This window comes from Coleofasciculus sp. LEGE 07092, assembly GCF_015207375.1.
Lineage (GTDB): Bacteria > Cyanobacteriota > Cyanobacteriia > Cyanobacteriales > Coleofasciculaceae > LEGE-07092.
Window position 1 is genome coordinate 16,900 of the sequence record NZ_JADEWY010000001.1, and the last position, 19,277, is coordinate 36,176.

At 47.4% G+C, this 19,277-nt stretch carries 16 protein-coding genes and 1 pseudogene; 13 read left to right on the forward strand and 4 right to left on the reverse strand.

Features of this window, described 5'->3' with window-relative positions; genetic code table 11:
• The first annotated feature begins 24 nt into the window (after positions 1–24).
• Together IQ257_RS00110 and coaBC are read left to right on the forward strand one after the other, a co-directional pair.
• Positions 25–237 (forward strand): DUF2555 domain-containing protein, encoded by a 213-nt coding sequence (locus IQ257_RS00110; protein ID WP_193877229.1) that lies wholly within the window; start codon positions 25–27, stop codon positions 235–237.
• Positions 234–1,445: a bifunctional phosphopantothenoylcysteine decarboxylase/phosphopantothenate--cysteine ligase CoaBC gene (coaBC, locus tag IQ257_RS00115; RefSeq protein WP_193877231.1), complete on the forward strand. Its 1,212-nt coding sequence runs from the start codon at positions 234–236 to the stop codon at positions 1,443–1,445. The genes IQ257_RS00110 and coaBC overlap by 4 nt, the downstream gene beginning before the upstream one ends.
• Positions 1,446–1,482: 37 nt before the next feature.
• Here the strand turns inward: coaBC and IQ257_RS00120 are convergent, their stop codons facing one another.
• Together IQ257_RS00120 and IQ257_RS00125 are read right to left on the reverse strand one after the other, a co-directional pair.
• On the reverse strand, positions 1,483–2,082 hold the full coding sequence (locus IQ257_RS00120; RefSeq protein WP_193877233.1) for a gamma-glutamylcyclotransferase: 600 nt from the start codon (positions 2,080–2,082) through the stop codon (positions 1,483–1,485).
• A gap of 214 nt (positions 2,083–2,296) precedes the next feature.
• Entirely contained in the window at positions 2,297–3,712 is a 1,416-nt protein-coding gene (locus tag IQ257_RS00125; protein WP_193877235.1) for a hypothetical protein, read from the reverse strand.
• 341 nt (positions 3,713–4,053) lie between these two features.
• Here IQ257_RS00125 and IQ257_RS00130 point away from each other — a divergent pair, with 341 nt between their 5' ends.
• From IQ257_RS00130 to IQ257_RS00145, 4 genes are all read left to right on the forward strand, one after another.
• Positions 4,054–4,245 carry a hypothetical protein gene (locus IQ257_RS00130; protein WP_193877237.1) on the forward strand — a complete coding sequence of 64 codons (192 nt, stop codon included), beginning with the start codon at positions 4,054–4,056 and terminating at the stop codon, positions 4,243–4,245.
• Positions 4,235–4,747 carry an LptA/OstA family protein gene (locus IQ257_RS00135; RefSeq protein WP_193877239.1) on the forward strand — a complete coding sequence of 171 codons (513 nt, stop codon included), beginning with the start codon at positions 4,235–4,237 and terminating at the stop codon, positions 4,745–4,747. Before IQ257_RS00130 ends, IQ257_RS00135 begins: the two co-directional genes overlap by 11 nt.
• Before the next feature lie 51 nt (positions 4,748–4,798).
• Complete coding sequence (lptB, locus tag IQ257_RS00140) at positions 4,799–5,527, forward strand: LPS export ABC transporter ATP-binding protein (RefSeq protein ID WP_193877241.1); 729 nt, start codon at positions 4,799–4,801, stop codon at positions 5,525–5,527.
• A gap of 162 nt (positions 5,528–5,689) precedes the next feature.
• Positions 5,690–6,433 carry an HAD family hydrolase gene (locus tag IQ257_RS00145; protein ID WP_193932878.1) on the forward strand — a complete coding sequence of 248 codons (744 nt, stop codon included), beginning with the start codon at positions 5,690–5,692 and terminating at the stop codon, positions 6,431–6,433.
• A gap of 54 nt (positions 6,434–6,487) precedes the next feature.
• Here the strand turns inward: IQ257_RS00145 and IQ257_RS31315 are convergent.
• Positions 6,488–6,622: pseudogene (locus IQ257_RS31315) on the reverse strand (tRNA-dihydrouridine synthase); the annotation flags it as partial.
• Between the two features lie 31 nt (positions 6,623–6,653).
• Here IQ257_RS31315 and IQ257_RS00150 point away from each other — a divergent pair.
• On the forward strand, positions 6,654–7,817 hold the full coding sequence (locus IQ257_RS00150; protein ID WP_193872151.1) for an LptF/LptG family permease: 1,164 nt from the start codon (positions 6,654–6,656) through the stop codon (positions 7,815–7,817).
• Between the two features lie 198 nt (positions 7,818–8,015).
• Positions 8,016–9,083 carry a hypothetical protein gene (locus IQ257_RS00155; protein WP_193872153.1) on the forward strand — a complete coding sequence of 356 codons (1,068 nt, stop codon included), beginning with the start codon at positions 8,016–8,018 and terminating at the stop codon, positions 9,081–9,083.
• Between the two features lie 94 nt (positions 9,084–9,177).
• Here IQ257_RS00155 and IQ257_RS00160 read toward each other — a convergent pair whose 3' ends face one another.
• Positions 9,178–10,602 (reverse strand): NADP-dependent isocitrate dehydrogenase, encoded by a 1,425-nt coding sequence (locus tag IQ257_RS00160; RefSeq protein WP_193872155.1) that lies wholly within the window; start codon positions 10,600–10,602, stop codon positions 9,178–9,180.
• 683 nt (positions 10,603–11,285) lie between these two features.
• Between IQ257_RS00160 and IQ257_RS00165 the strand changes: the two genes are divergently transcribed.
• From IQ257_RS00165 to IQ257_RS00185, 5 genes are all read left to right on the forward strand, one after another.
• Positions 11,286–12,005 (forward strand): response regulator transcription factor, encoded by a 720-nt coding sequence (locus tag IQ257_RS00165; RefSeq protein ID WP_193872157.1) that lies wholly within the window; start codon positions 11,286–11,288, stop codon positions 12,003–12,005.
• 323 nt (positions 12,006–12,328) lie between these two features.
• Entirely contained in the window at positions 12,329–13,051 is a 723-nt protein-coding gene (locus IQ257_RS00170; protein ID WP_193872159.1) for a GUN4 domain-containing protein, read from the forward strand.
• A gap of 362 nt (positions 13,052–13,413) precedes the next feature.
• The gene (locus IQ257_RS00175) at positions 13,414–15,000 is read left to right on the forward strand and encodes a GAF domain-containing sensor histidine kinase (RefSeq protein WP_193872161.1); all 1,587 of its coding nucleotides are present in this window, start codon (positions 13,414–13,416) and stop codon (positions 14,998–15,000) included.
• A gap of 136 nt (positions 15,001–15,136) precedes the next feature.
• Positions 15,137–17,662, forward strand: coding sequence for a glucosylglycerol hydrolase (gene gghA / locus IQ257_RS00180; protein WP_193872163.1), 2,526 nt, complete (start codon positions 15,137–15,139; stop codon positions 17,660–17,662).
• 123 nt (positions 17,663–17,785) lie between these two features.
• On the forward strand, positions 17,786–19,180 hold the full coding sequence (locus IQ257_RS00185) for an IctB family putative bicarbonate transporter (RefSeq protein ID WP_193872165.1): 1,395 nt from the start codon (positions 17,786–17,788) through the stop codon (positions 19,178–19,180).
• Positions 19,181–19,277 lie beyond the last annotated feature (97 nt).

The window sequence follows — 19,277 nt, forward strand, 5'->3', positions numbered from 1 at the left end:
TGCTATTCAAGGGAGGCGTGAGCAATGGCAACTTTAAGTATTTCCCAGCGCGATCTTTCCACTCTCACTGTAGAAGACGTTGCTGATTTGGCTACTCGTCTAGAACGAGATGATTACACCAATGCCTTTGAAAGTTTAGATGATTGGCATTTGCTCAGAGCGCTGGCGTTTCAGCGTCCAGAATTAGCCGAACCCTACCTCTACTTGCTGGATTTGGAAGGCTACGATGAAGCGTGAGCAACGGTAGACGAGTTTTAATAGGTATAGGCGGTGGCATTGCCGCCTATAAAGTTTGTGAGCTTATTTCTACCTTATTTAAGGTTGGAATACAAGTCAGGGTCATTCTCACATCTGCGTCTCAAGAATTTATCACTCCTCTTACTGTCAGCACGCTTTCGCGTCATCCAGCATACAGCGATCGCCTTTTCTGGCAACCAACCCACAACTGCCCAGTTCATATTGAATTGGGAGAATGGGCAGAGGTTTTTGTTATTGCTCCCTTGACAGCTAACACCTTGGGTAAGTTAGCCCACGGTTTAGCCGATAATTTACTAACTAATACAATACTGGCATCTCGTTGTCCCGTCTTGCTGACACCTGCGATGAATACCGATATGTGGGAACAGCAGTCTGTGCAGCGCAACTGGCAACAGCTACTGAGTGACTCGAGATATCATAGTGTTGGACCTGGTGCTGGACTGCTGGCGTGCGATCGCGTTGGTTCCGGACGCATGGCAGAACCTGCTGAAATTTTCACCTCTATTCACTCTTTATTGCATACTGGGGGCAAGCGAGATTTAGCAGGTAAGCGAGTATTAGTTAGTGCAGGTGGCACGCGGGAGCATTTAGATCCAGTACGATTTATTGGCAATCCCTCCACCGGAAAAATGGGATTGGCTTTAGCACAAGCTGCTAGGGATCGGGGCGCACAAGTAACGCTAGTATACGCACCCGCTACCTGGGAAATCCCTACAGACATTCAATCCATTCGAGTTGTGAGTGCTGCTGAGATGCGAGATGCCATGGTGTCCTATTTCCCAGAAGCAGATTTAACTGTCATGGCAGCAGCAGTGGCAGATGTGAAACCCGTAGAGTATGTACCGGAGAAGTTACCCAAAAATAAGCTGCCTACTGCCTTAGCCTTAGAACCCGTGCCAGATATCATCGCTGAGTTAGGACGCCTCAAGCAACCTCATCAACGCTTAGTCGGCTTTGCTGCACAAAGTGGTGATATTGTCAAGCCTGCGTTACAGAAGTTGCAAGCGAAGAAGTTGGACGCGATCGCAGCTAATCCCATTGATCAACCTAATGTCGGGTTTGGCAGCGACTCCAATCAAGCGATTTTCATCGACAAACAAGGACGCCAGCAGCAAATTGAACCCTGTAGCAAATTGCAGCTCGCTCATTATTTGTGGGATTTTATCAGAAGCATTCCCAGAGACTGATACGAAGTTGCAGTCTCTCCCCGTCCGGTAAAAGTATCTACGCCGATCGCAGCGGCTGAGTTTGCCACTGACGCTGCTGTAACTGATGCATATGGTCAAACAGCTTCCAGCAGTAGGGTTCTGTCAGCCCACAAGTGACTGCACCCCGGAGTACAACATTGAAATACCAATCGTCAGGAGCCAGTTCTTCTGCCAACTTATCCACCACCACATAGGTACGGACATCCTTATATAAGTGTCCGCGACAGTGAACTTCTATTGTTTCTCGCCGATAACCACCACGAGGCACTTCTTCGCGTTCATCTAAGGTATCGCTACACCGCCAAGGCAGGCAATACAAGACTCCTTCAACGATCGCAGTTGGATCTGGAACAATATCGAGTACTCCACAGTTACGCCGCAAGGATTTGCGATTAAAAGCAAGTCGATACCCATGGAGTAAGCCTGAACCCATGACGAAATCGTGGGTACTCTCGCCGAGCGATCGCTTTAAATCCACCGGACACATACAAGAGCCATATGCGAAATAGTAGAAAGTTGGCTCTTTTAGAGGTAGCTGTAATACATTAGCACCTAGCTGGGAATCTTTGGGAAACGGTGACGGTGAACCTTGACGATCGCTAGACTGAACGCTCATTTCTAGAAGATTCTATTTCTGATTTTAAGTATGGATTATAACAGGAATCTCTTTTATACAACACAATCTCGATAGCTTAACCGTAGATTCCAGGAATTTGAAGTGATTTGTAAAACTAATGAGACAGCAAGTGGACTTTCACTATTAGCCCGGAGTTCAAACTCCGGGCTGATTTTCGGGCTTACCGACAAAGGTACAAGTATCAAGTGAAAACTTACCTCGCCATCTGATTCCAAGCTTGAACAACCGTCTGCAACGATTCAGGCAGTTGGTTTTGAGCGATATCAGCGTAGCGAGTCGTACCTGTTTTACTTGTGAGCGTGACGGTGAAGTAGTCAGCAGCTCCCGTAGGTGCAGGAAATGCCAGTTGATTGAACTGAGAAAACGTCTGCCGCTCTAGCAATTGCTGAAACTGCCGTAACTGTCGCCGGGAAATCCGATGAATCTCCGGTTTGGATGGGGTGTTATTATTCCGACCCAGTTGCACTCGGCTAACTTGCCCATTATTCATCAAAGTGGTTTGATAGGTCATACCCGCAATACCACCACTTGTAATTGCTCGAAAAACTTCTCGCTGTCCTAACGGTGACGGCAGTTCACTCACCGGAATTTTGGTCGCGGAATTGGGTAAATTGCCATCACTGATGTTGCTAGCTGACTCATTGAACCTCACCTGAGAACCATTAGAACTAGCATGATAAATCAATCGTTGTTCACCAGCCCCTACAGTTACCTGCCAAATAGGGACTAAATCCCTGGTGCAGCCTTCACCGGGACGGGGTAACTCTAGACAACTACTGCTCCCTCGAATCTGGTTAGATTTGACAACTGTTAGCCGATAGGTTGGTATACCTGTGCGCTGAGATGCTGTCCGCAAAACAGCATCGGTAACGGAAGACGGAGCATCCCCGATATTACTAGCATCTTCATTAAGTCTGACTAGGGAACCTTTGGCATCCGTGCGATAAACCAAGCGTTGCCGTCCGCCTTCTACAGTTACCTCCCAACCCATTTGGGCAATCTCGGTGCAAATTTCATCTGGTTGCAGCAGTCCCAGACATCCGTTCGTTACCATTTGTTGGGCTTTAACAATGCGGAGCTGAGACGTAGATAACCTTGTACGCTGGGATGCGGCTTGCAACACGGCATCAGCAATGGAACGCGGCAAATCAGCAGAAGGATTACCCGCGTTTTCGGGTTCTATCCGTAACGTGTCGCCCTGACTATCTGTGCGGTAAATCCAAGTTTGGCGTCCATTAGACATCACCACGCGCCAACCTTCTACCAACATTTCACCGCAGAATTCGTTGGGTTTTGCCAGTCCCAGACAGGTATTCGACCAGGTTTCTGGACTAGAACTAACGACTCTCCACTGACCGCGAGGGCTTCCAGTACGATTGGCTAGGTCTTCACGAACAGCATTGAGAACAGCAGGAGGTAATCGGTTAGGGCGAGACTGCTGAGAAGTAGTAACATCCTCACGGCGACGGTTCAAGCCTTCAGTATGTTGAGACGGTTGCGTTACAGAAGCAGTAGCAGCATCTAATACGGCTATACCAGCACTTAGGGACAAAAGGCTGGTTAGAGCTAAAGTGGCGAAAATTCGTTGGGCTTGGCGATCGCGTTTCATAGTCAATACCTTACCTTTAACGCAATACGCTGCTGTTATTTCCAGCAAACGTATAAAAGTACACAGAAAAATGGGACGTTTAACTAACGCTAGGAAGTTCCGCAGTTTAAATGGCATTTGGGTGGCAAACACTTCCCAAAACCTACTGTCACTGCTCTTTAATCAAACTTAAAAGTGATTTAGCCAAAAGCGCATCACCTTGTCAGTTCAGTCAACAGGGTGATTTGGTGCAACGGAGCTAAAAACGCTACAGTTACCTTGTTAAGGACTGCGTTTGAGATAGGATCAAAATAGACAGGCAGCAGACGGACATTGAGCGCTTAGAAGCAGATACCTAATCGATGCTGCATTTGGTAAAGCTTCTGAAGAAACTTTCGGAAGTGCTGTCTCGTCAAGCTGTCTGCCGTGCGCTAAATCTGTCTTGTCTCGTAGGGACTAGAGCCTATAAGCTGGCTACCTGGATTTGGCGTAAACTAGGCAAAGCTACATCAGAGTCTTTGACGTTAGTCACCGATAAAACCAATGACTACTAACTTGAAGCAAGGTCTGGGTTTAGTATTAATGCTGCCAATAACCTTGCTCGGAGCGATCGCCACTCCGGCTTATCTCCAAAACGCCCAAGCTCAGACAGGAGATGGACGTGCTATTACCGTTCGTGCCGATGTCCAGGAAGCTAACTCCCTAACCGGGGTGGTTACAGCTCGCGGAAACGTACAAATCGACTACCCTGCTCGACAAATCCAAGCCACTGCTGCTCAAGCCCAATATTTTAGCAAGGAACGCCGCATTATTCTCAGTGGCAATGTCTACGTTTTGCAGCAAGGCAATAGCTTGCGGGGCGAAACCATTACTTATTTAATTGATGAAGGACGCTTTATCGCCCTGCCTGAAGACCAAGGGCAGCAGGTAGAATCCATTTATATTGTTTCTGACCCAGAAGCGCCCACACAGCCTGTAGCGCCGCCTGTGACTCCCCCATTTAATCCCAAACCGGCATTCAAAACGCCAGTCAGCGATCCAGCGTCTGGGCAGTGATTGGTAATTGGGGACGAACCCCCAACGAACCATCAATAACTGAGGTGCGGGTTGAAAATTGTATTAGAAAATATCCATAAGTCTTATAACAAACGGTCAATTGTCAGTCGCGTCAATCTTTCCGTAGCCCAAGGGGAAGTCGTGGGACTACTCGGTCCTAATGGTGCTGGCAAAACGACAACGTTTTATATTGCCACCGGATTGGAAAAACCTGACCGGGGTATAGTCTGGCTAGACGATCGCGACATTACCAATCTACCCATACACAAACGGGCGAATCTGGGTATCGGCTATCTAGCTCAAGAACCCAGTATTTTCCGCAACCTCACTGTCTGGGATAATATTCAACTGATACTCGAACAAACGGGCGTCCCGCGTCAGGAGTGGCGCTGGCGGCTGCACAAGTTACTAGAGGAGTTCAGCCTGGAAAAAGTGGCTTACACCTTGGGGCGTCAAGTCTCTGGAGGAGAGCGGCGTCGAACTGAACTGGCACGTTCCTTAGCCTCTGGTGTAGAAGGACCAAAATTTTTATTTTTAGATGAGCCGTTTGCAGGTGTTGACCCTATTGCTGTGTCAGAAATTCAAAAAATTATTGCCCAATTGCGCGATCGCCAAATGGGCATTTTGATTACCGATCACAACGTCCGGGAAACCCTGGCAATTACTGATCGCGCCTACATTATGCGAGATGGACAAATCTTAGCATCGGGTAGTGCTGAAGAACTTTACAGCAATCCACTCGTTCGGCAGTATTACCTGGGTGATGAATTTCAGCAATAACGAAATTGTTCAAAATTCTAGTACTTTGATGTAAAGAATTATTTCAAAGCTCGCGCTAGTTTTTGCCTTGGTTTTAAAGCAATCGTCAATTAGTGACAGACAATGTGGGAGGATGATTGGTTGTAATTAACGTGCAGCGTTCTCAAATAGGAGTATTAGCCCTTGGCAACCCTTCGCTGTCGAGATGTCACGTTCCCGAATATCCAAGCGGTCATTTTTGATAAAGATGGCACACTAGAGGATTCCCAAGATTTTTTGCGAGAATTGGGGCAAAAGCGATCGCGTCTGATTGATGCTCAAATCCCTGGAATCGGAGAGCCGCTACTGATGGCATTTGGTATCAATGAAGACACCCTTGACCCGACAGGGTTAATGGCAGTGGGTAGTCGTCGAGAAAATGAAATTGCGGCGGCGGCTTATATTGCGGAGACGGGGAGGGGTTGGTTAGAGTCGTTAGCGATCGCTCACCGTGCTTTTGAAGAAACGGATCAATATCTTAAAGATGCTGCGGGAACATCACCCCTGTTTGCTGGGTGTCTGGAAGTGCTGAAATTTCTTTCAGATGCGGGTTTGAAACTGGGAATTCTTTCTGCTGACTCTACATCAGGAGTACAGGCATTTGTCAAGCGTCACCAACTTGACTCCTATATTCAGTTACAGGAAGGCGTGGATACAGAACTGAGCAAACCTGATCCGGCATTATTTCTGCAAGCTTGCCAAACCCTAGGCGTTGAACCTGCCTCAACCCTGATGGTTGGAGATTCGGCGGGGGATATAGAAATGGGACGCCGTGGGGGTGCGGCGGGTTGTATTGGTATTCGTTGGGGCAATGGGGGGGATGTTGGGTTAGCAGGCGCTGATGTTGCGATCGCGCAGTTGGATGAAATTCAAGTGGTGGATGCTTGATATATAGCGGTTTTCACTTACATGAGGTACAGTCCCATTCCCTACTCCCTGCCTTACCCTCTCAGTGTAGAGTAGGGTAGTATGGGTAGTCTGTGGAATGAAATACCGAAAATGGTGATCGGTGCGCTCCATCATAGGTGCGACACTTAAAGGATAATTCCATTCAGTAGTAGTGATATTGGGTAAAATTCACAACCTTTTCTAGCCCTCACCTTCAAGAATGACTGTCGCTAAATACAAATCCCCACTCTTACTCATTCCCGGTTTATCGGTGATGGATCGCTACATTATCACCGAACTCATTCCGCCATTTCTGTTTGGCATGGGAATGTTTTCAGCCGTTGGAGTCACCATTGGTAGCTTATTTGACCTGATGCGTCGAGCTGTGGATGAGGGGTTGCCTGCCACGCTGGTACTGAAAGTACTAGTACTCAGCCTGCCGCAATTTATTGCCTATGCCTTTCCCACATCAATCTTGCTGGCGACTTTATTAACCTACAGCCGTCTCTCTAGCGACAGTGAACTGACTGCCCTGCGAAGCTGCGGCGTCAGTATTTATCGTCTCGTACTACCAGGAATCCTCCTGAGTTTGCTCGTTACCGGTCTGACTTTTCTCTTCAATGAACAGATAGTGCCAGCCGCTAACTATCAAGCGACTGTTACCATGGAGCGAGCACTCAACGAAGAAAAACCACCTTTCAAAGAACGGAATATCTTTTATCGAGAATACGATAGCGTCGATCAAGAAGGAAATAAAGAAACGATACTGAAGCGTCTCTTTTATGCTCAACAGTTTGATGGCGAACGGATGAGAGGCTTAACAATTCTTGACTGGTCGCAGCAAGGTCTTAACCAAATCGTGACAGCAGAATCGGCCGTGTGGAATTTCACCCAAAGTACCTGGGATTTCTTCAACGGCACTATTTATTTAATCGCTCCTGATGCATCCTACCGCAACATCTTGCGGTTTACCCACCAACAGCTACAACTACCGCGCACTCCCCTAGACTTGGCGAACAAAGGTCGAGACTATGATGAGATGAATATCGCCGAATCTAGAGAGCGTCTGAAGTTAGAGAGAGCCAGCGGTGACGAAGATGACGTGCGCAAGATCCTAATCCGCATTCACCAAAGAATTGCCCTACCCTTCGCTTGTTTGGTCTTTGGCTTGGTCGGTAGTGCTTTGGGAAATAGCCCCCAACGCACCAACAAAGCCACCGGCTTTGGGGTCAGTGTGTTAGTGATTTTTATTTACTATATGCTAATGGCTGTAGGAGATGCTCTGGGACTCAGTAATTACCTACCGCCAATCGTGGCAGCTTGGTTGCCAAACTTGTTGTGTTTGAGTGTTGGTGGATTTTTGTTAGTCAAAACGGCTCAATAGTTCATTAAGTCGCGCCCTTTCCTACCCCATACCTTCCACCCTGTTAAAGGTTCATCCTTCGCTTTGAGCAAGCAATAAACCACAGGTATGCCCTTGGTTAATGACTTAAAGTGTTTCATTCAAATTAAAACCGCTATAGTAGAAGCTAGGAGCTTTGTCGCTGCTACAGAATCGTAAGTCCAGCTACACGATTGCACCATGTCTTCTCCTAATCAACTTCCTGCCTACTTCCGCTATTTAAAAGCCCGATTACAGCCTTTTAAGCGACCTGCATTTTGGATTTCCTCAATGGGGCTGTTGCTAGTTCTGCTTTTTGCCTGGGAGTATTGGAATGATCCAGAGTGGTTCAGTTTTCTAGAAACAAGTCCGAGCGATGATTTGTTCGCTCCGGCTGAACCAACCCTCTCCTCTGAAGAACTTGCCGCAACCGTTGCCGAGATCGACAGTTCCTCAGTACTGCTCGAAGAATTTAACCCCGAAAAAGCTTTAGCTTTAACGAATTTACCAGACTCAACGGCTGAAAAACAGGACTCAGGAGGATTGCTGAGTGAGTTGGCACCTGCAAACACCCAACAAGAATCTGCTCCCTCAATTCTCAAGGAAACATCTGAAGCTAAATCAAACTCCAGCAATCCCTTCGCAAAATCTGCACAAGACTTTTTAAATGCTGGAATTTTCTCTGGCACTAACCTGTTTGCCAATCCCAATTCTTCTTCTACGGATACAGAGTCTTCTTCCTCAACAGGTGGCGATGTCGGCAGCATAAATTTGCTCAACATCTCAAACACCGACTCAGGTAAGGCATCCACTAGTCCCTCATCGAACACACCCACCGGAGTCAGGGGAACGGGTTCTGCTAGCAGCAGCAGTAGCACTCAGACTTTGCCAATTCCTACCAATCGTGGACAAGACATAGCTCCATCTACTATTGTGCCAATAACTCCCTACAGTGGTGCGGGGCAAGTTAACTATCCGCCTGCTACTGTACCAGGAGCAAGTAGCTATAACGGTGCTGGACAGATGAATTATTCCACTGCTCCCGTACCGAGCGCACCCCGTTACAACGGTGCTGGACAACAGGCTTATCCACCCGCTGCCGCACCAAATGCAACAGGTTATGGTACTTATCCGACAACTCCTAATAACGTCGGGCAGTACTCGAATCAACCTTCTAACGGATTTCCCAACTCATCAGGAGTCAACTCAACACCGATATCGCCAGGGTTGCAGCCGAGTCAGCTCAATGGCTCGAATCTGAATCGTTAAGTTGTTTTTTAAAGAGGGGTAGGGTTTAGGAAATAAGGGGACAAGGGGACAAAGAAAATTCTATTACCCCCATACCCCCTTGCCACTTTTCAGGCTAGGAAAAGTGTTGGATAATTGCTTCTGCAAATTCCGAACACTTCAGGGGTGATTCCACAGGAGGCGTCATCATCCGGGCTAAGTCATAGGTGACTTGCCGATTGGAAATCGCTGCCCCAATACCCTGCTTGATCAAATCGGCAGCTTCCTGCCAACCCATATATTCCAACATCATCACCCCTGATAGGATGAGCGAACCTGGGTTGATGCGGTCTAAACCCGCGTGTTTAGGTGCGGTGCCGTGAGTCGCCTCAAAAATAGCACAGGTGTCACCAATATTAGCTCCAGGTCCCATTCCTAAGCCACCCACTAAGGCAGCAGCGGCGTCAGAAAGGTAATCGCCGTTTAAGTTCATGGTGGCAAGAATTGAGTATTCATCGGGGCGGGTTTGGATTTGTTGGAAAATGCTATCGGCAATGCGATCGTTGACCATTATTTTATCGTTCCACTGACCGTTACCGTGGGTGTCCCAAATTGCATTGAGTACACCTTCGACCTCGTGGATAACTTCAGCCCGTTTTTCTGGAGTTAAGGCATCGTAACCCGGTTCAATCTTGCGGGCATTTTCTTCTAAGGTAATATCGGCATTGTGTTCTTTGTTGCTGAGAATCCAGGATTCCCGTTCCGTAATACACTCAGCCCGAAATTCTGTCGTGGCTAGTTCATAACCCCAGTCCCGGAAAGCCCCTTCGGTGTACTTCATAATGTTGCCCTTATGCACTAAGGTAACTTGTTGCTTGGCTTTGGGTAGCCGTAGGGCTTGCTCAATAGCACGGCGCACCAAACGTTGAGAACCTGTTTTACTGATGGGTTTAATGCCAATTCCAGAGTCAAGACGAATCTGCTTGTTGCCATGTTCTGGCGTTGCCGGGATCAAATCTTGATTCAGGAGAGCAATGAGTTTTTCAGCAATTTCACTACCCATCGACCACTCAATGCCCAGATAAATGTCTTCCGTGTTCTCCCGGTAGATGATGACATCTAGTTTTTCTGGGTGTTTGTGGGGAGAGGGTGTACCCGGATAGTATTTGCAGGGACGCACGCAGGCGTAGAGGTCGTTAATTTGTCGCAGGGCAACATTCAGGGAACGAATTCCTCCCCCTACAGGAGTCGTTAGCGGACCTTTGATGGCAATGCCGTACTCTTTAATCGCCTCGAGGGTGTCTTCGGGTAAATATTGATAGGTGCCGTACTTGTCGCAGGCTTCGTCTCCGGCATAAATTTTAAACCAACTAATTTGCCGCTGGTTGTTGTAGGCAGTGCGGACGGCAGTATCAATGACTTTTTGGGTGGCGGGCCAAATATCGACGCCGGTGCCGTCCCCGCGAATGAAGGGAATAATCGGATTATCGGGAACGATGGGTTTACCCTTGTCGAAGGTAACGCGAGAGCCAGTATCTGGAGGTGTGATTTTTTCGTACATAGAATTCAGTTGAATCAAACTTAGCGTTAGTATTGTCTACGCTTGTGAAAATTACCAGATCCCCTGAGGCAGGGCGGCGACGTTAAGCTTTTTTGCAGATGACATAGACCAACAACAGGGTAAGACTGTTTATCTCGATACTCTAGAGCTTGCGTAGATAGAGATGGTTTTCTACGCTGAAGTTTGAAGCCTTGGCTAAGTTGGTGTTGCTTTTAAGGCACTCTCACTAAATCAGCCATTATGCTGGAGTAGGGTATCCCAAGTAGGATATTAGCTTTGGTGTAGTCTGAGCTTCCACTTAGTCGGGTGACGAGGCGCAAAGCCCAACCCTTGACTAGTAGAGTACCAGACTTCGGAAGCAGAGAACGCTTTGGGGAACTGAGATGGCTGTGTTGGAGCCAAGAGCTGGTTCGGTTTGGTGTGTCGTCCCGCAGCTATTGTTCGTCTACTTTGAGGACTGAGCAACCATGAATCGTAAACAATAATAGTGGAAAGTTGTAAGTGCTCTGCCCAACCTAACTTAATCTAGGCTTTTGTCAGGTATGACAGTCTATTGCGCCAACAGCTATTCCATCGGCTCCTCCTAGAGCTGGCACCTGCTAGTGACACTACAGCCAACGAATCAGCCCCTAAGGGGAACTTTCCGTCGTTTAACTCTTTTGAGGAATCACTAACGACCAACGATGAAAAAAATTTTAGTGGTTGATGATGATAGAACTCTGCGAATCGCCCTGACATGCGCTCTGGAAAATATGGGATATCAAGTCGAACAGGTGAGTTCTGGCGTTGAAGCCTTGGAAACTTGCCTCAAAAATCCACCCGACTTGGTGGTTTCTGATGTGATGATGCCGGAGATGGATGGGTTGGAATTTTGCCGCCGCCTGAGAGCTACTCCTTCTGGTCAACTAATGCCGTTTATCTTTTTGTCCGGTAAAGGAGAACTTGAAGACCGAATTCACGGTCATTCTATCGGAGCTGATGATTATTTAACAAAACCCGTCGATCCTAGAGAATTAGCTGCCAAAATAGAAACTCAACTGGAACGAACGCGCCGCATCCATGCCCTAATCATCCAGTTGATGCAGCTAAATTCCAGTTCAACGGTAGCTGAGTTAGCCATTCCCACTTCCTTAACAATGTCGGAATCTGCCGGAGTATCGGCTGCTAATCCTGAAGAAGCAGCAACACCCACCCCTTTACCCTTAACACCCGCAGAAGAGCGAGTATTTTGGGAAGTGATTCAGGGATTGACCAATAAACAAATCAGCAATCGCTTGTTTATCAGTCCCCGCACTGTTCAAACTCATCTGAGCAGCATCCTCAACAAACTAAAGCTCCCGAATCGCGCTCAGTTAATTCGCTTTGCTTATGAAAATGGATACCAATCTCCTAACGAGGGGTAAGGCTTCTTACTGTTAACGATTAAATGTAACGTGTGTTTCATCTGATGCGATCGCAGAGTGTATTGTGTCTTGATAGGCGTAAATGATCCGATCAATCCATGAGATAATCAACGATATGGAACGAACACTGGCGCTGGTTGCTGATATTCAGCCGTTTGAGGAGTCAGCTCAAACACCCTTGAGGTGGCTCTTAAGATAGGGATAGAGGATTAAACTTTATCAACCAAACCGTTAACCCCCATCTGACCAACAACCTGGAAGGACACGCCTTAGGTTAACCTCCACACTGTGATCGATTGCCGCAACTTCAAACAAGCCGCTTCATGACAGACCAAACGACTGCCTCCGTACCAGAAGCTTCGAGTCCGATTGCTGAGTTGACTGCTCAACTCTATTCTGGTTCTGAAAAAAAACAACTTCAGCTCATTCCAGAACTGGCAAACGCAGGTACTGGTGGTTTAGCCGTCTTGATGGATTTTCTCACAGAGCAAGCTTCAGCCCCTCCTAATCTCAGCACAGGTTTTGCCTATCAAATTCTCTATCAGACTGACCTACCCAAAGTCCAAGATTTTCTGAAAACCCATTTCCCCAAGGGGATTGTACCCCTAGGTTCCGAAGCGGGGATTGACTATACACCCCTGCAACAACTACTTGTCAAACAAGATTTTCTCGCCGCTGACAACCATACCTTAGAAAAACTCTGCCAGTTAGCTGGACCTACTGCCATGCAACGAAAATGGCTGTACTTCTCTGAAGTTGAGAAATTTCCCATTACTGACCTACAAACGATTAATAGCCTGTGGTTCATTCATTCCCAAGGCAAATTTGGCTACTCCGTTCAGCGAGAGATTTGGCTATCACTCGGCAAAAATTGGGAGAAGCTCTGGTCGAAAATTGGCTGGAAGACAGGAAATAACTGGACTCGATACCCCAAAGAGTTCACCTGGGAACTCAGCGCTCCTAAAGGTCATCTGCCTCTTTCCAATCAACTACGAGGAGTGCGGGTGATTGCTTCATTACTGTCTCATCCAGCCTGGAGCAATTGAGCAAGTTGTCGGTAGGGAGATAAGGGAGATGGGGAAGATAAAGAGCTTTAGGCATTCTTTACTATCAAATAAAAGTTAATTTGTCAACTATCTTTAATGGACGGGCGTTTTAGCTCTCGCCAAAGCTTTGCCTGTGTACGAATGAGGTGATGGGGCTTTCGAGTAACATCTCCCTACTCCCCACTCCCTTTCACGTGGTTTTAACCACTGGCGGGTTGTTGCTACTGGTGCAAGTTATCAGTTATTTTCCGACTTTGTAGGGGAACGTTATGTATGAAGGGTAACAGGGAAGACGGAAAATACGCACTTTACTTGCCCACTTACATTGATACCTACTGTACTTGTTGGAAATAAGGATTATTATGGCAGAGCCGGAAAATAGATTATTTTGTCGTCTGGATTGCTTGACACCAGCAGCACGAGAACAAAAACGGCTCGTGGTTCTTAAATCGCTAGGTTTACTTGAAGCCGAAGCAGTCGCAGTTTTTGACGAAGCCACTCAGACTGCTGCCGAATTCTTGGATGCCCCTATCTGCATCTTGAGTATAATGACACCCGATTGGCAGCTTATTAAATCAGCCGTGGGTTTATCCAGAATTGGGCTGATGAATCAGCTCGCGCAGTCGCGCCAGTTGCCACGCAGTGAAAGCTTTTGTACTTATGTTGTGGACAGCCATCAGGTTCTAGCGATTCACGATACGGCAGCAAACTCCTTGTTTGCCAGTAGTTTATTAGTAGGTCACTACGGCATCCGAGCTTACTTAGGCGCACCGCTATTAACTACAGAGGGGCAGTGCTTAGGCACCTTAGCGGTGATGGATTTAGAGCCTCGCTCCTTTTCGAGTAGAGACAGTGAGTTCTTGGCAATGACCGCTCGCTGGAGTCTGAGCGAATTTCAGCGAAATCAACTTGTGAAACACGCCAATTCTAACTCTTGGTGGCTGAACTCTCCAATAGCCAATCGCTATGAGACGGGACAGATATCTGAGGCAACCCCCACCAGTCAGAACAATTTACAGAATTTGCCAGCCCCCCTATTCTCCACAAGTTCTATCAAACTGAAGCTGCTCTCTCAGCTAACACAGGAACTGCGAACACCCCTAACCTCGATTATGGGCATGGCAAGCGTACTCAATCGCCAAATATACGGTTCTCTGACGAGCAAACAACAAGAATACTTGGAAATAATCCATCAAAGCGGTCAGCATCTGGTGTCGTTGGTTGAGGAAATAGTCACCCTCGGTTTTTTAGATGAAGCTAGCGAGAAACTTCACCTCAACTCTGTCGATATTGAAATGCTCTGTCAGCAAGCCATCAACAGTTTGCTAGAGTCAGCGAACCAGAGGCAGCAACAACTACGTTTATCTGTAGAGCCAGGAAATCGCATCTGGCTGTTGGACAAAGAAAAAGTGCGGCAGATGCTGTATTACCTACTCTTTAGCGTGCTTCACTCGGCTGAGGCGGGAAGTGAGATTCGCATTCACGTTTCTCGCAAAACTAACTACCTCAATATCGCCGTTTGGGTTTCTCACCCTTGGTTAGGAGATGGTCTACCTGTAGTATACGGGGGAATGACCGACTCACTCTTGCCCCCGCCAATCATTGCCACGGGTATATCAGTAGAAACCAACGAAGGCGTTGAGAGCAGCGAATCGGTGTCAGTCTCTTATCTACCCCCTAACAACCAGCCACTTTCTAGCATCTCTCTTGTCAAAGCCGTAATATCTATCACCGAATCTACTAAGGCATCGGGGAGTGGCGAATCCCGCGAACATCTGGGGCTATTACTGAGCTGTCATTTGGCAGAACTGCACCGAGGGAAAATTTCTATTCAAGGTTTATCCGATTCTGGAAGCCGCTACGTTATCACTTTACCCCAATTAGAGTTTGGTGTTGACCCAAATAGGGGAGTCACACATTCACCAGTACCGTCTGACCGGAAAGTCTGATTTCCGGGTTCGATTTGGGTAATCGGGCAATGGTGAGTAATATTAATCCAGGGAAGGAAACCCCTTATAGTTAGACATTAGAGTAGCGGGCTTACGAGTTCCGTATTAATGATGTTAGTCGTTTCTGTTGGACATAATGACTGCAACGGTTAAAACTAGAACTCCGATTTCATTAGTCGAAGACGAGACTCAAAAATTACTCGCTTGGGCTGAACAGGTAAATCAGTCAGATGAGACGATTTTCCGAAAAGCCCAAATCCTGGCAACACGACTCGGTGCCCATTACCGTGCCGATGGCTTAACCGACATAGGTTTCTGGGCACCGGAGTTGGGAGCGGATATGATCCAGCCCAAGAACATTTATTTAGAGGTACTCACTCCCATCCATAAAATTGACCCGACCGCGCCTCTACAAAAGGTGAAATTTCATCGGGAGCATTTACAGCTAGAGAAACAAGGTGAATATTTCTGGGGCGTACTGTCGGGTATGCGACCCGGAACCAAAGACCAGATGGGTTCTTTTTACTGGCTCTGCTACCTAGATTTTGATAATGAGGTGCGAATCATTGGAGATGTTTTAGCCTATTCTTTGCCCTATGGTGTTTACGCTCCGGCTGAACTCTACGATATTAATAGCTTGCAACAGAATCGGGCAGACTTAGACTATTTTGGGCAAGGTGATACCAACGATGAGGGAATAGTCCGCGTTCATCCACCGCACAACATTTTGCAACTGCACATTACAACAGCCTCCAAAGAAGGCTCTCTAGCAGGGTTAACCCGAATCTACCGCCGAATTGCTGAGAAGTTGTCAGCCAATGAGCCGTTAACTCCTGCCGAACAAAACTATATCGGTTACGATGCCGTGCAATTACTGCCAATTGAGCCGACTGTCGAATATCGGGCAGAACATGAACTCGGACAAGGATTTTTTATCTTCCGGGAGGATGATAGGTATGAGATGAACCCGGAGACAGAAGGCATTGAGTACGAAACTGAAGATATCACGATCGCTCTCAAAAAGCCCGATACCCAAAATTGGGGTTATGATATCGTAATTTTTGCCTCTTCTGCCACCAATCCTTCTGTTTTAGAAACCCTACGCCCTGATGAGTTAGTCGAGTTTATTGCCACGCTTCATACTTTTCCCACTCGACCAATTCAGGTCATCTTTGATATCGTTTATGGTCACGCTGACAACCAGGCTTTAGATTTGCTCAACGGACGATTCCTCAAAGGACCGAATATGTACGGTCAGGATATCAATCACCAAAACCCAACCGTGCGGGCAATTTTGCTGGAAATGCAGGGGCGCAAAAACAATATGGGCGTCGATGGCATTCGCGTCGATGGTGCTCAGGACTTTAAATTCTTCAACCCCTTTTCCGGTCGGGTGGAGTACGATGATATTTACCTGAAAGATATGGCGCAAGTGCTGCAAGAGATTGACTCTCATCAGCGGCTGCTGTTTGCCATTTTTGAAGATGGGCGACCTTGGCCCGCTGAAGGGTGGGAGGAAATTTCTACCTATCGTGATATCATTGAGTATCTGCCAGAAGCCTTTCAGTGGGGACCTTTAATCTTTGCCCACAATACTCCAGGCTTGAAAAAGTTTTGGGATAAGAAATGGCATCGGGTTTGCGAAGTGATGCAGGTGGGTGCCAACTGGATTACGGGGTGTGGCAACCATGATACCTTGCGTCGAGGCACCCAGGTTGATCCGGACTTGCCAATTAACTGGAATTTAGGCAAAACCTTACCGGAAGTTCTCAATACCGCCTATAACAATCCAGCCGTAACTCTATCTATTTACGGCTTTAGTCCAGGTCTGCCGATGGATTTTATTAACTGTACGATGGAATCGGCTTGGGGTTTTTTCCGCAATACCGATGACCGTTACGGTGTGAAAGTGGCAGCCGAAGAAGCCGGATTTTTGGACTGGCAGGTGGAAAAGGACGTCTATAACCAAACAGACATTTTCCCCCGCCTCAAGCAAATGGGTTTTCGTAAAATAGATGAGTTACGTCAGTTCATGCGTGGGCTGTATGATGCGATCGAAGAAACGAACTATGACTTAGAAGCAGTAGTAAATCTATGTCAGCGTTATCTGGGGGAGGAGTCTGAGAAAGAGGATGTGAAGCAAGAAGCAACTCAGCGGAAATCGGCGGCTCAATTGCAGAAATTGAATGTTCCTGATAAATCCCAGGTGCTGACGGAGTTGGATGTGGGTAAGCTCAAGATTTTTGCCCAAGCATTTATGGAAGATATGCATGAGGCGTGTAATGTCTGGAACTACGAAGAGTATTTAGTGCCAGAATTAACGGCATTTAATTTAGCCCTGCGCCGCTTCCGCCTCGCTCATCCTTGGCTGCGAGAAAACTTATCGGGAGTTGATCGCTTTAATCGCATCAGCGATGATGATTATACTATCTTCTACGGCTGGCGGAGTGAACCCCTGAATGAGTCTGGGAAAACACCCAAGCAAATCGTGATGGTGTCCCACATGGGGGGTGAGCCACTGACGGTGACTATCGGTGATTGGCTGCAATTGGATCTTGATGAGTGGCAAGTAGCAATAGCATCGCCGGGGCTTGAGGTGAGTGATTTGCGATCGTTTGAATTGCGAGACACTCAAGCTTTACTCCTAGAACGGCTTGGTTAGCAACAAATTTTTTAACGGATTTAGCGGATAAAATTAGAACCTTGCCCCTTTTCCTCCCTGAAACAGGGGGGATTATTTTGTAATCTATTTCTTAGTCTTCATTAGCCTTTACACTACTCCTTTATGAATTCAGTGTGGCAACAATTTACTCTCTCAACCTTACACCTGTATCGGTGGCGAACCGCTAGCTATTTGTATCGGCTGGTGGGATTGCTGCAATCTTGGCGTCGGGGCAGTTGGCTCCTCCAGTGGGCTGAACCGATGGGAGCTTTATTAGTGGCTCTTATCTTTGCTGTGGCTCCTTTTGTCTCAACGAGCCTAATTGGTATTTTATTAATTGCCAGTAGTGGTTTTTGGGCGTTGTTAACTCTGTCGGATGAGACAGCATACCCGCAGGTGACACCGATTCATCTATTGGTGTTGCTGTATTGGGGCATTGCAACAGCAGCAACCGCCCTTTCTCCCGTTAAGGAGTCAGCGGCTACGGGTTTGGTGAAGCTAACCCTTTACTTGTTGCTCTTTGCCCTAATGGCACGGGTGTTGCGATCGCCCCGCCTTCGTTCCTGGATTATTGGTATTTTTTTGCATATTTCGCTGATAGTCAGTATTTACGGACTGCGGCAGTGGTTTTTTGGTGCCGAAGCATTGGCAACTTGGACTGACCCAAGCTCGGATTCTGCGGGTGTGACACGAGTTTACAGCTATCTGGGCAACCCGAATTTATTAGCCGCCTATTTACTGCCAGCCGTGACATTGAGCTTGGCAGCGGTTTTTGCTTGGCAGCGGTGGCTTCCGAAAGCGTTGGCTGTGACTATGTTTGTTGTGAATTCCGCCTGTTTAGTCCTAACCTTCAGTCGCGGGGGTTGGATTGGGTTTGTTGTGTGTCTGTTTATCGCTTTGGTTTTGTTGGTTTACTGGTACAGTATCCAGTTGCCTCTTAGTTGGCGTCCGTTAGCAATGCCGGTGCTGCTTGGCAGTTGTGCTGGAGTGGTTATTCTGGCGGTAGTGTTTGTAGAACCTGTGCGGAATCGCGTTGCCAGTATTTTTGCAGGTCGGGAAGATAGCAGCAATAACTTCCGGATGAATGTTTGGGCAGCGGTTATCGATATGATTCGCGATCGCCCTATTATCGGTATTGGTCCGGGGAACAATGCTTTCAACAAAATCTATCCCCTCTACCAGCACCCCAAATATACGGCGCTGAGTGCCTATTCAATTTTCTTGGAGCTGGCTGTTGAAACGGGTTTCATTGGTTTGTCCTGCTTTCTGTGGTTGCTGGTAGTTACTTTTAACCAAGGCATCAAGCAATTGAGTCGTCTGCGAAATTTAGGCAATCCTCAAGGATTTTGGTTAATCGCAGCGATCGCGGCAATGGCTGGAATCCTGACTCACGGGTTAGTTGATACAGTTTGGTATCGTCCCCAAGTCAGTACACTGTGGTGGTTGATGGTGGCAATTATTGCGAGTTACTACATTACTCCAAAAGCAGACACTTTAACTGCTGTTCAGGATAGCTGATGGCAAGTTGCATTCTAAGCCGTAACAAGGGGACAAGGGGGAACATCTCCCCATCACCCCCTCTCAAACCTCCTCCGGAATGGCCGGTTTTTGAGCA

Bases quoted from the DNA above. Each gene is read 5' to 3' on its own strand.
- IQ257_RS00125 (WP_193877235.1), bottom strand. From the start codon at position 3,712: ATGAAACGCGATCGCCAAGCCCAACGAATTTTCGCCACTTTAGCTCTA.
- IQ257_RS00185 (WP_193872165.1), top strand. From the start codon at position 17,786: ATGAATTCAGTGTGGCAACAATTTACTCTCTCAACCTTACACCTGTAT.
- IQ257_RS00160 (WP_193872155.1), bottom strand. From the start codon at position 10,602: ATGTACGAAAAAATCACACCTCCAGATACTGGCTCTCGCGTTACCTTC.
- IQ257_RS00120 (WP_193877233.1), bottom strand. From the start codon at position 2,082: ATGAGCGTTCAGTCTAGCGATCGTCAAGGTTCACCGTCACCGTTTCCC.
- IQ257_RS00130 (WP_193877237.1), top strand. From the start codon at position 4,054: ATGCTGCATTTGGTAAAGCTTCTGAAGAAACTTTCGGAAGTGCTGTCT.
- IQ257_RS00110 (WP_193877229.1), top strand. From the start codon at position 25: ATGGCAACTTTAAGTATTTCCCAGCGCGATCTTTCCACTCTCACTGTA.
- gghA (WP_193872163.1), top strand. From the start codon at position 15,137: ATGACTGCAACGGTTAAAACTAGAACTCCGATTTCATTAGTCGAAGAC.
- IQ257_RS00155 (WP_193872153.1), top strand. From the start codon at position 8,016: ATGTCTTCTCCTAATCAACTTCCTGCCTACTTCCGCTATTTAAAAGCC.
- IQ257_RS00170 (WP_193872159.1), top strand. From the start codon at position 12,329: ATGACAGACCAAACGACTGCCTCCGTACCAGAAGCTTCGAGTCCGATT.
- IQ257_RS00165 (WP_193872157.1), top strand. From the start codon at position 11,286: ATGAAAAAAATTTTAGTGGTTGATGATGATAGAACTCTGCGAATCGCC.
- IQ257_RS00175 (WP_193872161.1), top strand. From the start codon at position 13,414: ATGGCAGAGCCGGAAAATAGATTATTTTGTCGTCTGGATTGCTTGACA.
- IQ257_RS00150 (WP_193872151.1), top strand. From the start codon at position 6,654: ATGACTGTCGCTAAATACAAATCCCCACTCTTACTCATTCCCGGTTTA.
- IQ257_RS00135 (WP_193877239.1), top strand. From the start codon at position 4,235: ATGACTACTAACTTGAAGCAAGGTCTGGGTTTAGTATTAATGCTGCCA.